This window comes from Treponema sp. J25, assembly GCF_004343725.1.
Taxonomy (GTDB): Bacteria; Spirochaetota; Spirochaetia; order Treponematales; family Breznakiellaceae; genus J25.
Genome location: NZ_PTQW01000005.1, coordinates 88,395 through 103,386 on the forward strand (window position 1 = coordinate 88,395; position 14,992 = coordinate 103,386).

General features: G+C 51.6%; 11 protein-coding genes and 1 tRNA gene. 10 read left to right on the forward strand and 2 right to left on the reverse strand.

Annotation, left to right across the window (positions count from 1 at the left end):
• Positions 1–61 precede the first annotated feature (61 nt).
• From C5O22_RS01415 to C5O22_RS01435, 5 genes are all read left to right on the forward strand, one after another.
• Positions 62–2,998: an ATP-binding cassette domain-containing protein gene (locus C5O22_RS01415; RefSeq protein ID WP_132779411.1), complete on the forward strand. Its 2,937-nt coding sequence runs from the start codon at positions 62–64 to the stop codon at positions 2,996–2,998.
• Between the two features lie 64 nt (positions 2,999–3,062).
• Positions 3,063–3,662 carry an ECF transporter S component gene (locus C5O22_RS01420; RefSeq protein WP_132779412.1) on the forward strand — a complete coding sequence of 200 codons (600 nt, stop codon included), beginning with the start codon at positions 3,063–3,065 and terminating at the stop codon, positions 3,660–3,662.
• A gap of 51 nt (positions 3,663–3,713) precedes the next feature.
• A complete protein-coding gene (locus tag C5O22_RS01425) occupies positions 3,714–4,631 on the forward strand; it encodes a type III pantothenate kinase (RefSeq protein WP_165910357.1) in 918 nt (305 codons plus the stop codon).
• 445 nt (positions 4,632–5,076) lie between these two features.
• Entirely contained in the window at positions 5,077–6,876 is a 1,800-nt protein-coding gene (locus C5O22_RS01430; RefSeq protein ID WP_132779414.1) for an ABC transporter ATP-binding protein, read from the forward strand.
• Positions 6,869–8,770 carry an ABC transporter ATP-binding protein gene (locus C5O22_RS01435; protein ID WP_132779415.1) on the forward strand — a complete coding sequence of 634 codons (1,902 nt, stop codon included), beginning with the start codon at positions 6,869–6,871 and terminating at the stop codon, positions 8,768–8,770. The genes C5O22_RS01430 and C5O22_RS01435 overlap by 8 nt, the downstream gene beginning before the upstream one ends.
• A gap of 116 nt (positions 8,771–8,886) precedes the next feature.
• Here the strand turns inward: C5O22_RS01435 and C5O22_RS01440 are convergent.
• Positions 8,887–8,960 (reverse strand) — tRNA-Pro (locus C5O22_RS01440).
• Positions 8,961–9,140: 180 nt separating this feature from the next.
• Between C5O22_RS01440 and C5O22_RS01445 the strand changes: the two genes are divergently transcribed.
• Entirely contained in the window at positions 9,141–11,273 is a 2,133-nt protein-coding gene (locus C5O22_RS01445) for a methyl-accepting chemotaxis protein (protein WP_132779416.1), read from the forward strand.
• A 211-nt stretch (positions 11,274–11,484) separates the two neighbouring features.
• Here the strand turns inward: C5O22_RS01445 and gpmI are convergent, their stop codons facing one another.
• On the reverse strand, positions 11,485–13,155 hold the full coding sequence (gene gpmI, locus C5O22_RS01450; protein WP_132779417.1) for a 2,3-bisphosphoglycerate-independent phosphoglycerate mutase: 1,671 nt from the start codon (positions 13,153–13,155) through the stop codon (positions 11,485–11,487).
• Between the two features lie 136 nt (positions 13,156–13,291).
• On the opposite strand from gpmI, the gene C5O22_RS01455 reads away from it, so the two are divergent.
• The 4 genes from C5O22_RS01455 to C5O22_RS01470 all read left to right on the forward strand — a co-directional run bounded on the left by C5O22_RS01455 (position 13,292) and on the right by C5O22_RS01470 (position 14,958).
• Positions 13,292–13,654 carry a P-II family nitrogen regulator gene (locus C5O22_RS01455; protein WP_132779418.1) on the forward strand — a complete coding sequence of 121 codons (363 nt, stop codon included), beginning with the start codon at positions 13,292–13,294 and terminating at the stop codon, positions 13,652–13,654.
• Between the two features lie 64 nt (positions 13,655–13,718).
• A complete protein-coding gene (locus C5O22_RS01460; RefSeq protein WP_132779419.1) occupies positions 13,719–14,174 on the forward strand; it encodes a PTS sugar transporter subunit IIA in 456 nt (151 codons plus the stop codon).
• A gap of 2 nt (positions 14,175–14,176) precedes the next feature.
• The gene (locus tag C5O22_RS01465) at positions 14,177–14,695 is read left to right on the forward strand and encodes a Na+/H+ antiporter subunit E (RefSeq protein ID WP_132779420.1); all 519 of its coding nucleotides are present in this window, start codon (positions 14,177–14,179) and stop codon (positions 14,693–14,695) included.
• Positions 14,692–14,958, forward strand: a complete 267-nt coding sequence (locus C5O22_RS01470; protein ID WP_132779421.1) for an MrpF/PhaF family protein — start codon at positions 14,692–14,694, stop codon at positions 14,956–14,958. The genes C5O22_RS01465 and C5O22_RS01470 overlap by 4 nt, the downstream gene beginning before the upstream one ends.
• Positions 14,959–14,992 lie beyond the last annotated feature (34 nt).

Consider the following 14,992-nt stretch of genomic DNA (forward strand, 5'->3'; position numbering starts at 1 on the left):
GCTCTCTTTTGTCATACTATAGTTTTGCGCCTGGATCCGTAGGGACCGGGACGTGGAGTATATGGAACATATCACTATTCCTTCTCAATTAACCGGAATGAACGGCACGGTCCGTATCGAGATCCGGAATCTAAGTTTTTCTTATTCCCGTGAGAATTCCCCTGATGTAAGGGAGGAAAATGAAGGCCCCTGGCAACTGCGGGGAATACGCTGTAGTATTGGGCCGGGAGAACGGATTGCCCTGCTGGGCGCTAATGGATCGGGGAAAAGCACCCTCTTGCGGTGCCTTACCGGTCTCCTTTCGCCACCTCCGGGGACGGTGCACATCCATGGGCTCAGTCCTGAACCGTTAGATCCTGCTCGAGAGACGGATCGCCCCCCTATCCATAGAGGGGTGGGGATGATTTCCCAGGATCCGGATGAACAGATTGTGGGGGCCGTAGTAGAAGAAGACATAGCCTATGGACCTCGAAATCTGGGACTTGCCGAGGCGGAGGTCCGGCGGCGGGTGCAGAGTGCTTTGGATCTGGTGGGTTTAGAAAAACTTAAAGCGAGGCCGCCCCAATTCCTTTCCGGCGGAGAACGCCAGCGGCTTGCTATTGCGGCGGTCCTCGCCATGGATCCCGCGGTTCTTATTCTTGATGAAGCGACCTCTATGCTGGATGGTCTCCATCAGGAACGGATCGACGGAATCCTCGCGGCCCTTGTGCAACAGGGAAGGACGGTGATCCAGGTAACCCATCGCTTAGAAGAGGCCCTGCGGTGTACCCGGTGCCTGGTTCTATCCGCAGGTCAGTTAGTGTTTGATGGAGATCCCTGGGACCTGGTTGGTCACCCCTCTTTGTACGACTGGGGCTTTCGACCGGGACACGCCCTTTCGATGGTGCGCTCTTTGCAACGGCTATTTCCCGGTTTTTCGACTTCTTCCCTTGCACCTTCTGACGTGGCCCATGCCCTGGTGCCCTATCTTGATGATGTAGAAGCCTGGAGTACTGCCCGGGAACGGTGGTCCCGCTTTCGCTCTACCCCGGGGAAAGAATCCCTGTCCTTCAGTAAAAAAGGCCCCCTTTCTGAGAATATCCCTTCCCCCTGTGTCGAAGTTCAGCACCTGGGGCATCACTATGGTGAAGGAACACCCTTTGCAACCGCTGGTCTTGTAGACTGTAGTGTATCAGTCTATCCCGGGGAAAGCCTTGCCCTTATTGGGCCCAGCGGAGCCGGAAAAACCACCTTTTTAAAACATCTGAACGCTATTCTGCTTCCCACTACCGGGACCCTTAGGGTTTTGAATCAAAATCCTCTGGATCCCGGCGTCTCTTTACGAAGGCTGCGGCAAAAGGTGATTCTCGCGGTTCAACATCCCGAACGGGCCCTATTTGAACCCTACGTGGCTGATGATATAGCTTATGGTCCCCAAAATCTGGGGTTCCAGGGAAAGGCCCTTCTGGAGCGGGTTGCCCATGCAATGAAACAGGTGGGACTTAATTTTAATCTGTATAAGGATCGGCGGTGTCGAGAACTTTCGGGAGGGGAAAAGCGCCGAGTTGCCCTCGCGGGGGTGCTGGCGATGGATGGGGCGGTGTATCTTCTGGATGAGCCCACCGCCGCTTTGGATGGAAGGGGAACCGAGGAGGTGCTTTCTTTATTACGAACATTGCAAGAAAAGGGGAAAACCCTGATCGTAAGCACCCACTCGTTGGAAGAGGCCCTTCAGTTTGATAAGGTGGCTGTGGTGGTGGCTGGCCGCCTAGTACAAATAGGAGCTCCCCGACAACTGTTTTATCGGCTTTGGGACCCCTCCTGGCAACTTGAACGGCCCTGGATTGTTCGGTTTGCCGAAGAACTTTCTTCCTTTTTTTCTAGAACAGGGGAAAAAGGCCCCAACCCAGGGGAACCATTGATCCATGATTCACCCTGGCATGCCCAGGTGCCACACATCTTTGAACCCTGTTCGATAGAAGAATGTCTAGATATGCTCCTGGGAGATTACTCGTCGGAAAAAGAAAGGGAGATCCCGGCTGTTTCCCCCGCCATTTCTCCGGTGGAGGGGATGCGCCCCCCTCAAGGGGATGATGCTCCGGCTCTAATGACGTATCCTTTGGCGGAAAAGGATCTATCCTATCACGCCGGGGCTAAGGCTGGAGATGCCGGTGATGCTGGTCAGGAAAGAAACACCTCCCCTGAGGGGAGTTCTGCACCCAGAAAAAAGAGAAGCCGCACAACCACGGGAATTGAATTTTTCCGTACCATCACTATGGGGCTCTTTGTGGATCGGCCTTCCCGTCTCAGAAGCCTTTCTCCTTCCCTCCGGCTTATCCTTACGGTGCTCAGTTTTATTTTTATTCTGGCCAGTTCCCGGCCCCTTTATCCCCTCATCTGTATCGCCATTTTCTTGGTGGCAGGGGCCTTATTGGGAAATATAAGGCCCTCCTATCTCCTTAAGAATATTCGGCCCATGATTCCCTATCTTCTTTTTATGGTTCTATTGCAACTTCTTTTTTCCTGGCCCGAAGATACGAGCGCTGTCCTCTGGCGCTGGTGGCTCCTGGATGTTACCACCTTTGAACTGGAGCGTTCCCTCCTTATGGTGGGGCGCTTTGTGGCCTTTGTGGTGCTCCTGAGTCTTTTTACCGCCCTTACTTCTCCCGATGAGATGCTGCGTTCCCTTTCAAAACTGTTACGCCCCCTGGGATATCTAGGAATCCCCGTCCCCCTCATCCTCGTGGTGCTTCAGATAACCTTTAATTTTATTCCTATTCTGGTGGAAGAGGCTGAGCGGATTGTGGTAGCCCAGTATTCGCGGGGTGGGGGCTACGAGGGGCGCTGGAAACTGGCCGGACGGATCAGAGCGGCCCTGGCGTTGACGGTTCCCCTTTTTATCAGGGCCCTCGATCGGGCCGAAGCCCTTTCCCGGGCCATGGAACTGCGCTTGTTTGAAAACATCCTCCGTGGGAGGAATAAAAAGAATGGCCCATCCCCCTCTAAAGAGATATACTAGAGCGAGGGGTGTACCATTGCCTGCCAGAGGGCAGGACCAATTCTATGTGTGGAGGTAAGCTTATATGGCACGCCTACCGATTCGTAAAATTGCCGTGACAGGGGTTCTCTCTGCCCTGGCAATCGTCTTGGGACTCACCCGACTGGGATTTATCCCCTGGTTTTCCGGTGCATCCCTTACCATTATGCATGTGCCGGCTATCATCGGTGCGATTCTGGAAGGACCGGTGGTGGGGATCTTAATTGGGGGACTCTTTGGCCTTTTTAGCCTGCTCCAGGCAGCGCTGGCCCCCACGGGGCCAGTGGATGTGGCCTTTACCAATCCCCTTATATCGATAGTTCCCCGGCTTATGATAGGGCTCTTTGCTTTTCTGGTATACCGCGGAATTGTTGGTTCCGGGGAGAGTGAAAAAAAGGCAGGGAACCTTCGAAAATTCCTTGCCATTGGGGCCGCAGGAATGGTCGGAAGCCTTACCAATACGGTGCTTGTGTTGGGGGCCCTGGGCCTTTTTGGGTTCTTCCCCTGGCAGGTGATCTGGACCGTGGCGGTGGGTAATGGGCCAGCAGAAGCGTTGGTTGCGGCGCTTCTTACGGTGGCGGTGGTTTCTGCCTATTGGGCTATTGACCGGGGTGGGGGAAAGGCCCGGCTTTCCCGGGAAGCATAGCATACCCACTGGTAATGAACCTGAAAACCTATGACTAAGGGAGGTGGCGGGATGATACTGGCGGTGGATCTTCGGAATGGCGGGCTCCATGTGGGGGTCTGCACCCCTGACGGACAATGGAAGGCCCGGTTTCGACTTGCCATGGTGGAGCGGAGTGCCGATGAATGGGCCTTTGTTCTCCGGGGCATGTTCCAGGAACGGCATCTTGATACGATTTCCTGTTCTCAGGCGATTCTTTCGTCGGTAGTCCCCGCCGCTACCCCCATATTGCTTCAGGCTTTGCGGGAAATCCTTCAGGGGCGAGGGGAGCCCCTCCTGGTGGGGCCGGGAATCAAGACGGGCCTGCGTATCCGAACGGATAACCCCGCAGAAGTGGGGAGCGACCTGGTCTGTAACGCCGTAGCGGCCCTCACTCTGGTGGGAGCTCCCTGTATTGTGGTGGATTTTAGCACGGTCCTTTCGTTTACGGTGCTTAACCCGCAGGGAGACCTGGTGGGGGTTGCCCTCGCTCCCGGGCTTGAGGCGGCAGTGGCGGATCTCCGCCTCCGGGCGGCCCAGATTCCCCAGGTGCGGCTTGATACCCCCCACACGGCGATTAATAAAAATACGGCCGAATCAATCCGGGCGGGTATCCTTATTGGCTGGGCAGGGCTTGTGGACCGGATTATCGAAGCGATAGCCCGGGAGCTTGTAGAAGGCCCTAACGACGACAGGGAGCCAAGGGAAGTAAAAAAAGAATTCCGCCCCCCCCTCTCTTCACCGCAGTCACGACAGGATATGAGGATAGACAAATCCACAACCCCTTTCCCGTATCTTGTGGGAACCGGCTGTTACGAAGACATTCCGGTGAGGGGAACCTATACTTTTGATCGATGGGAGCCCTATCTTGCTCTCCAGGGGCTGTATCTCATTGCCCGAAAAAATGCCCTTGAAGAGACAGGAGTATCGGACAGGGGAACGTCTCGATGAGAGGGTTACCCTTTCAATCGGGCAGCGTTTGCCGCGTGTTTTAACGTAATACCGGTGGCGCCTGCCCTGAATTTTAAAAGACCAGCAACGCCCGCCATTCTCTGCCTCATCTATACCTCATAAAAGCAATTTTAAACCAGTTAAAATTTTTGTTATTTTCCTTTTTTTGTATTGCCTTTTTGTTTCTCCCTGGCCTATAGTCTCTCCTAGTAAAAAGCTTTTTAAGGGTGGAGCGAGACGGGGAAAGACGGTAAAGCTCTTTTCAGGCTTTCCCCCGGACCATGGGGCCTGGTAAAAAATAGTTTTTCCGGTTCGTTACCCTAAAGAAGAGGATAAACTCCGGCGTCATTCTTCGGGAAATGCCCGGGAGGAGAAACTCTGGTACGCCCCTCTTTTTAGGGAGGGGATGTTTTTTATTAAGAAGCGAAAAGGAGCAAAACCACACATGAGGGTGATACTTCGCTATCTAAAGCCCTACTGGTTTACGGCGATGCTTGCGGTCTTACTCATGGCAGGGGAGGTTGCGGCGGATCTCAGCCAACCTGCCCTGATGTCTCAAATTGTGGACCAGGGGATTAAAAATCGAGACCTAGAGATGGTGCTTCACAAAGGTCTTGTTATGGTGGCCCTTGCCTTTTTGGGGGTGCTTGGTGGGGTAGGTTGTGCTGTTTTTTCAAGCTATAGTTCCCAGGCAATGGGCTGTGATATGCGACAAGCAGCCTTTCGGCGTATCCAGTCCTTTAGTTTTACGACCCTGGATCGCTTTTCTCCGGCTTCGCTCATTACCCGCTTAACCAGCGATGTGACCCAAATTCAAAACTTTGTGATGATGATGCTCCGTATGATGGTTCGGGCCCCTCTCCTTGTGGTGGGGGGAACCTATATGATTATTCATATTGATGGAAAGTTGGCCCGGATTCTGTTAGTGGTTTTCCCGCTGTTGATTGGAGGCACCGCGCTTATCATCGGAAAAGGTTTTCCCCTTTTTACGAAGGTTCAGGAAAAACTGGATGGCCTTAATCGGATTGTTCGGGAGAATCTGGCCGGGGTCCGGGTAGTGAAGGCCTTTGTTCGAGCCGATTATGAAAAAGCCCGTTTTGATCGGGCAAACCAGGACCTGACGGAGCAAACGGTATGGGCTTCTACATTGATAAGTCTTACCATCCCCCTCCTTTTTTTAATGATGAATGTGACCATCGTGGCGCTCCTGTGGTTCGGAGGGATAGAGGTGCAGACGGGACATCTTTCGCTGGGAGAGATAATTGCGGCGGTTACCTACATGACCCAGATTCTTATGAGCCTTACCATGATTGCTTTTACGATAATGGCCGTTTCTCGGACCAAGGCCTCGGCGGATCGTATACAGGAGATATTCCAGGCCCCGGTAGAGGAATATCTGGGGGAAAAAGAACCATTCCGTGGCGCACTCCCCGGCGGAGTGGGCCCCCGAAGGCTTGAAAAAGCCCTTCCTCCTCAAAAAGAAAATGTCCCTGCGGCGGTTTCCCTTAGGTTTGATGGAGTTTCGTTCCGCTATCGAAAGGAAGGGGGAGAAGCGGTACTTAAAAATGTTTCTTTCAATCTGGACGCAGGAAAGACCCTGGGAATTCTGGGTTCCACCGGGGCGGGAAAATCCACTCTTCTACATCTTATCCCCCGTTTTTATGAAATAGAGTCAGGCCAAATTCTTTTGGATGGAAAGGATATCCGCTCCTATCCACTGGATGAACTGCGTTCCCGGTGCGGCATGGTGTTTCAGCAGAGCATCCTGTTTAGTGGTACCATTCGGGATAATCTCCGCTGGGGGAAAGAGGATGCCACCGACGAAGAAATTATTGAAGCCGCCAGGATAGCCCAGGCCCACGACTTTATTATGTCCTTTCCCGCAGGATACGATACCCTTCTCGAAGAGCGGGGGGTAAACCTTTCGGGGGGGCAGAAGCAGCGGCTTGCCCTTGCCCGGGCCCTTGTTCGGCGGCCGGCGCTTCTCTTACTGGATGATACGACCAGCGCGGTAGATATGGCCACCGAGGCGCGTATCCAGGAAGGCCTTAAGGGGCTTTCTTCCACGGTGATCATCGTGGCCCAGCGGATTAGTTCTGTTATCGGGGCCGATCAGATTATCATTCTGGAGCATGGATCTATTGTGGGTATAGGAACCCATCAAGAACTCCTGAAAGAAAATCCGGTGTATCAAGACATGTATCAGTCCCAGTTGGGAAATGGTGAGGAGGCCCTGTATGGCTGAAAAAACGAGGGATGGTGCTTCTCTGGCTCCTGGGCCATTCCCCATGGGAGGTCCCCGACCAGGAAGAGGTGGGCCCGGTCCTGGCCCGGGGCCCCTCTATCTGGGCCCAAAAGAAAAACCTAAGAATCTTAGGAAGACCCTGTTCTTCCTTTTGCGCTATCTGGGGCGATATAAGGGGCTGCTTTCTCTTATCTTTGTCCTTGTTCTCGTAAGTTCTGTCATCACCCTTCTTGGCCCCTATCTTATCGGAAAAGCGGTGGATACGATGGCGGGGGGAGCCGGTCAGGTCCAGATGGATCGACTGCGGGTTCTGCTCTTTTTGATGCTGGGCCTGTACCTTCTCGGAGGATTGCTTACCTTTCTTCAAAACTACTGGATGATCCGGATCTCCCAGAATACGGTGCGGAATATCCGGCAGGATCTGTTTTATCATCTTCAAAATCTACCCCTCCGTTTTTTTGACACCCGCCCCCACGGGGAAATCATGAGTCGCCTTACCAACGATGTGGAAAACATCAACACCACCTTGAGTCAGAGTGTGATTCAGGTTTTCTCCAGTATTATTACCCTGGCGGGATCCGTGGGGATGATGCTCTATTTAAGTCCCCTCCTTACGTTGCTTACCCTTTTGACGGTTCCTCTGGGGTTCTGGATTACTTCGATAGTTTCAAGATATACCCGGCAGGTGTTTTCTGCCCAACAAAAGGAATTAGGAAACCTGAATGCCCTGGTAGAGGAAAGCATTTCCGGTGAACGGGTGATAAAGGCCTATGGACGGGAAAGGCCGGTGGTGCTTCAATTTGAAACAATCAATAAAAAACTGAGGCGGGCGGGTATTCTTTCCCAGATCTTCTCTGGCCTTATGGGCCCCCTCATGAACATGATAAACAACCTGAGTTTTGTCATTGTTTCTGCCGTGGGAGGTTATTTTGCACTGCAGGGATACCTTGGACTTGGTTTAATAGCCAGTTTTATCCAGTATTCCCGGCACTTTATGCGGCCCCTTAACGAGGTGGCAAGTCAGATCAATATGATTCAGGCGGCCATTGCCGGGGCTGAGCGGGTCCTGGAAATTCTAGAAGTAGCCCCTGAATCGGATGGCGAAAAGCTCCTTCGGCCGGAGACTGTTCAGGGGTTTGTAACCTTTGATAAGGTAGTTTTTGGGTATGAACGGGATCGGCCGGTTCTCCAGGATGTGTCTCTTGAGGCCCGGCCAGGTAAGACCATCGCCCTCGTGGGTCCTACCGGCGCAGGAAAAACCACGATTATTAACCTCCTCGCCCGGTTTTACGATATTGATGGGGGAACCATTTATGTGGATGGCATACCCCTTTCTACTATAGAACGGGAAACTATTCGCCGTTCCCTGGGAATTGTGCTCCAGGATACCTATCTGTTTTCTGCTTCGATCCGTGAAAATATTCGCTATGGTCGGCTTTCTGCCACCGACGCAGAGGTAGAAGAAGCAGCCCGAATCGCCGAAGCGGACCCCTTTATTCGTCAATTGCCGCAGGGGTATGAGACGGTCCTGACAGATGACGCCACGAACATCAGTCAGGGACAGCGGCAGTTGCTTACCATTGCCCGGGCAATCTTAGCGGATCCGGCGATCCTTATCCTTGATGAAGCGACGAGTAACGTAGATACCAGGACGGAACTCCATATTCAGCGGGCCCTGCAACGCCTCAGAACGGGTCGAACCAGTTTTATCATTGCCCATCGGCTTTCTACGATACGGGATGCCGATGAGATTGTGGTCATTAACCAGGGACGCATTGTGGAACGGGGTACCCACGAGGAATTACTCTCCCAGAAGGGGTTCTATTTTAACCTGTATGCGGCCCAGTTCCGGAGGGAGGCAGAACTCAGGGAATCGGAAAACCTGGTGGTGTAGTAAGTAATAGGCGGGCCCCTTCGATCTTCTATACGATTTCTCTTAGAAAAGTGCGAAAAAAGGTGTTCCTCTTTTGCCGGCCGACAGGGGGTGCTCAATAAAAAAGCTCCCCTTCGTCGGGCAAGGCGGACTTGAACCGCCGACCCCAAGTCCCCCAGACTTGTACGCTAACCACCTGCGCTATTGCCCGACGAATGAGAGCTATCACACCCCGCTGCGGTGCCGTTTCGGCAACATATCAGGGTGAACGGGGGAGAGCATACCATAAAAAGGCCTGTCGTGTCAATGAAAGCATACCATTTGATTTTACTGCTCCCTTCTTCTATAGTTTAGTTATATATAGCCCCTGCGAAATAAGGAGGCCCTTGGTATGAAACTAAAACCTAAAATGCTTCTGTGGCTCGTAGTCCCTACCGCTCTTGGGATGATCCTCCTGGTAGCTCAGGTGACTTTTATGGTCTCCAATAACTCTTATAAGAACATCCTTGAACTTTCTTCCCTGGTTACTCAGGCCCGGGCCGCAGAAATAGGCCGATGGCTGTATGGACACCTTCAAAATGTACGTCGAACCGCGGGAAACGCCGAAATGGTAAGTGGCGATCTGGATCGGATAAAAAAATATATCCTTTCCCGGAACCCGAACCTTCCTCAAGATGTCTCCTTTGAATATTATGGGAGTACAACTGGTAAATTTTTTACTTCTGGAGGAGTAAGTGGAGATCTTTCAGGTCGAGAATATTTTAAAAAAATAATGGCTGGAGCTGAATATGTAGTATCGGAAGGTCTTGTTTCTCTTGCCACAGGGAAGAATGAAACATTTATCGTGGTTTCTCAAAAAGATAGTACGGGTAAACTTCTTGGGCTTACAGGAGCGGCAGTGGCACTCACGACCCTTTCGGATATAGTTGCCCAGATTCGTTTTGGAGAAGCCTATGCGGCAATTGTGGATAGCAAGTTAAATGTTATTGCCCATCCAAATAAAGAGTTGGTCCTCAAGGCGAATTTGCAGGAACCTCAAAAACTTGGGTATCGGAATTTGGAAGGTGCCCTGGAAGTAATGAAAAAAGGTGGTCGGGGATACCAACGGTATTGGAACGAAAAGGGGCAAGAGGAATTTATGGTATTTGAACCTATCCCTTATTCGCAGGGGTGGTATATGGTGATGATGATACCTGCCCAGCAGGTGTATGCCTTTGGGCAAAATCTAGCTCGGAATATCATTTTCCTTTCTTTTGGTATCCTTGCGATTTTAATTGGGATCGTGATTTTTTCTATTAATGCGATTATCAAACCCATTACACTTCAGTCTACAGTGGTTCTATCTATTTCTCGGGGAGAACTCTCTATCGACTCAACTCTTCAGGGCCAATTCAAAAAGTACCTTTCTTTAAAAGACGAAGTAGGAGATTCTCTGCGAGCTACGAATATGCTCCTGCATAGCCTTTCTGAAACGGTGCAAACGATTCAAAGTTCAGCCTTTGAATTGGACCGGGGGGCAGGGGCCATTAGCTCTACGAGCCAAATGCTGAGCCAGGGAGCTACTGAACAAGCTGCAAATGCGGAAGAAGTTTCTTCAATGGTAGAAGAAATGAGTGGTACTATTCGGCAAACCGCGGAAAATGCCGCTGCTACCGAAGTTTATGCAAATAAAGCCATAGAAGATGCGAAGGCCGGGGCGGAAGTTGTCTTTAAGTCGGTGGAAGCCATGAAAACTATCGCCTCTAAAATTGGAGTAATAGAAGAAATTGCCCGCCAGACGAACCTCCTTGCGCTTAATGCGGCTATAGAAGCTGCCCGCGCAGGGGAGGCCGGTAAGGGGTTTGCGGTGGTGGCCAGTGAGGTCCGTAAATTGGCCGAACGGAGTCAGGGGGCTGCCACGGAGATCCTTAAGATTTCTACCCAGAGTGTGGAAACCGTGGAAGAAGCGGGCCGAAAGATAGCGGCCTTCTTGCCGGATATCCAAAAGACCGCCGAACTTGTCCAGGAGATGAACGCGGCCACCCGGGAACAGCATATTGGAATTGATCAGATTGTAAAGGCGATTACCCAACTTGATACGGTGGTCCAGCAGAATGCAAGTTCCAGCGAAGAGCTAGCATCCATGGCTGAGGAGCTTTCTGCTCAGGCAACAACCCTCAAAGATGCGGTAAGCTACTTTAAAATTGCTGAGGAAGCTCAGGCCTTAGAAAAAACGGAAAAGAAAGCCGATTTTGTGCGGAGTCCAGAAAGGGAGCCAAAAAAGGTGGTAGGGCAAGGGCTCGGGCCACAGATGAAAAAAATACCCATGCCTGAGCATCATCCCGATAAAGGAGAACCCCCAAAGGTTGAGGAATCGCATAAAAAAGATGTTCGCCTTAGTTCTTTGTCTCCTGTGAAAGGGCGGTTAAAAGCAGGAACGGCTGAATCCCTGCGAAACGAAACCAAAAGAGAGCTCAAAGGTGAACCATCCAGTCCTGCTCGAAAAGGAGAAAAGCTAGAGGATAGCGATTTTGAAGAGTTCTAAGAACGGGAAGAAAGAAGCGGTATTTTACGAGGGGGAAAGACGGTGAAAACCCCTCACTAAGGATCTGGTGGGGCCCCGGGGCGGGGGCCTCAGTTTTCTGTGTCCGGTGATTTCAAGGGCCCCGCGGCTCCCCTTCTTTTTCCCGTTCCGTAACTTCGAAGGGCCCGGCGGGAAACGGGCCCGGTGAAACTTCTCTATGTTTGAAAAACTCCTATTTCCACGTAAGCACCGAAGGATCGTAGTCCTCCGGCGGAAGATATCCCAACAGTTCGATACAAGTTGCTGCCAGGGAACTGATCCCGAGGCCGGCTTTCAGGCTTTCCTTGCCGGGGATATATTCATATTCACCCTGATAGGCGGGATCGAATACGATGCAGGGCACGGGGTTGAGGCTATGGCTTGTTTTTGCCTTCGGTGTGCCATCACTCTTATAAATAACGGCCCCGGTTTTCTTGTCGTGTTCAAACATGTCGTCCGAGTTCCCATGGTCGGCGGAAACCACCATGATACCCCCCGCCTTTTCTACGGCCTTTGTGAGCCTGCCCAGTTGAATGTCCATGGCTTCCATGGCACAGACCACTGCCTGGTAGATACCGGTGTGACCCACCATGTCTCCATTAGGATAGTTAAGCCGGATGAACTGGTACTTGCCTGACTCAATCGCTTCAATAACCTTGTCGGTAATTTCGGCGCACTTCATCCAGGGACGCTGTTCAAAGGGGACCACGTCGCTGGGGATTTCCACGTAATCCTCCAGTTCTTCGCTGAATTTCCCTGTCCGGTTTCCATTGAAGAAGTAGGTCACGTGGCCGTACTTTTGGGTTTCCGAAATAGCCAGCGTCTTAACGCCCGTGGCCGCAAGGAATTCACCCATGGTTCTATCGATGGCAGGGGGGCTTACCAGGTACCGTGCAGGCACGTGGAGGTCCCCATCGTATTCCATCATCCCCGCATAACAAACCTGGGGCCAGCGGATTCTATCGAATTTATCAAAGTCCTTTTGCTCAAAGGCCGCGGTCATTTCCAGAGCCCGGTCCCCGCGGAAGTTGAAAAAGATAACCGAGTCGCCATCTTCGATGGTTCCGATGGGCTTACCGTTTTCGGCGATCACAAATTCTTTAAGATCCTGATCGATGATACCGGGGATTTCTTTGCGATAGGTTTCAACCGCTTCTCGGGCGCTCTTAAACTGGCGGGCCTGTCCCAATACGTGGGTTTTCCATCCCCGTTCTACCATGGACCAGTCGGCCCCGTAACGGTCCATGGTGATCCACATGCGGCCTCCGCCGGAAGCAATGCGGGCATCGAAATTGGTATCCCGCAGGTTTGCAAGGAATTCCTCGAAGGGATCCACATATTCAAGGGCGCTGGTTTCTCCCACGTCCCGCCCATCAAACAGAACGTGGATACGAACCCGCTGGACCCCTTCGGTTTTAGCTTGGCGAATCATGGCCTTAAGGTGATCCAAGTGGCTATGGACATTTCCATCAGAGAAAAGACCGATGAAGTGCAGGGTACTGTGGTGACCCTTTACGTTTTCGATAATTTCTTTCCAGGCCTTCCCCTGAAACATGGCCCCCGATTCGATCGATTTGGAGACAAGGGCCGCCCCCTGGGAAAACACCCGACCACAGCCGATAGCATTGTGACCCACCTCACTGTTTCCCATGTCCTCGTCACTGGGAAGTCCTACGGCAGTCCCATGGGCCTTAAGACGGGTGTGGGGACAGCGCTCCTTAAGGGCCTGTAGGTTATACATTTTGGAATCCGCTACCGCGTCTCCCTCTTTGTATTTTCCGTAACCAACGCCATCCATGATGACCAGCACCACGGGACCTTTCCGACCTTTCCATTTAGGATTTTTTTTAAGAACCTCTACCATATAAAAACTCCTTGGTATACAACGTGCCTTTTACCGGCCGGAGCGGATCTTACCCCACGACTCCTGGCCACTCATAGTACGCCTAATATACCAAAAAAAGCTTGACAAGTCTAACCATGCGGAGGAAACTGGGCATATGAAACTCTTAGTTTTTGTCCTCAATAATGAAGAATTCCTTGAAGAAGTCCTTGAGGCCTACGTAGAGGCGGGTATTGAGGGGGCCACAATCCTTGATTCAGAGGGAATGGGACGGTTTCTTACCTATGAGGTTCCCCTTTTTGCGGACTTCCGTGAATTTATGAAGGGAAATAAACCCTACAATAAAACGATCCTTTCGGTAGTTCGGGATGAGTCGTGTATCGAACGGCTTGTTCCTTTAGTAGAACATGTGGTAGGTTCCCTTTCGGAAAGGGGCAGGGGTATCATGTTTACGGTGCCCGTCGATTGGGCTACGGGGCTTTCCCCGACGATTCCTCCTTCGGGGGAGCAACCTTCATAATGAGGTATAATACCGGCAAGGAGGGTGCAGCGGCGGAGTGTAATAATCCAGGAGGGAGAGACATATGGTAGAACTAAAACAGGTGTTTTCACCAGAAGATGTGGAAGTTGATTTTGTGTGTAACAATAAAGAAGAGGCCATTTCCTATTCAGTAGAGGTAATGGCAAGAAATCATCATATTCCAGATCCCCAGCGCGTGGTTGCTACGATGCTGGATCGGGAAAAACTCACTTCTACCGGTATTGGAGAGGGAATTGCCGTCCCCCATGGTCTGTGTGATGGCCTTTCTCAAACCATGATGGTAGTTATTCGCCTAAAGAACCCCATAGAGTACGGGGCTCCCGATGAGAAACCGGTGGATCTGCTTTTTTGTATTGCCGGTCCCCGGGATAATACGGCCTATCATTTACAGCTTCTGTCTAAACTTGCTCGAATTCTCCACAATGAACAATTTCGCACGGCCCTTCGAGAAGCCTCCGACAGGGAATCCCTTTGGAAGCTTATTGTTTCCCGGGAGTAACGATGAACAAATTGGTTCGCCTCCGATGGAACATCATTCGTGTGACGATAACGACTATCTTTTTGTTTTCTCTCTGGCTTTTGTTTTCCGCATCCCTTGAGCCCTACCATATGATAGTGGGTTTTGCCGGTTCCAGTGTGGTAGCCCTGTTTACCTATCGGGTGTTTATTGAAGACTGGGAAGCGGGTAAACACAGCGTGGTTCCCCGGGGGATACCTCTCTTAGGGTATCTTTTTTGTATGGTGTGGTGGTTATATACGGCAAGTTTCGCTGTGGCCCGGGCGGTGATAACGGGGAAGGTACAACCCCGGATCGTTTATTTTCGGTCGAAGTTACGCTCCGATCTTGCCCGGGTGGTGCTTGCCCACTCGATTACCTTTACTCCGGGTACCATGGTTCTAGAGCTGGATGAGGACCATTATGTTGTCCATTGGCTCTTTGCTACCAGCCGTCACTCGAAGGAAGCGGGGGATCAGATTAAAGGAAAGATGGAAGGTCTTCTGCGAAGGGTATGGGTATGAAAGAAATGGTGCTCCTTATTTCTGAGGGATGTCTCGCCGTGGGGATCCTTATAGCGATAGTTCGTGTCCTGCGAGGCCCCCGGGGCTCTGACCGTCTTGCGGCTCTTTCGGTGATTTCTTCATTTGTTCTGGCCCTTCTGGTGTTGTTTGGTGTATATGATGGGCGGGTCCTCTATCTGGATGTGGCCCTGGTATACGATATTTTTGGATTTCTGGGCATCCTTGCTATTTCCCGCATAATAGGGGAAAAGCAAAAGGAATAAACAGGAGTGGACCATGAAATGGAACCGATTGCTC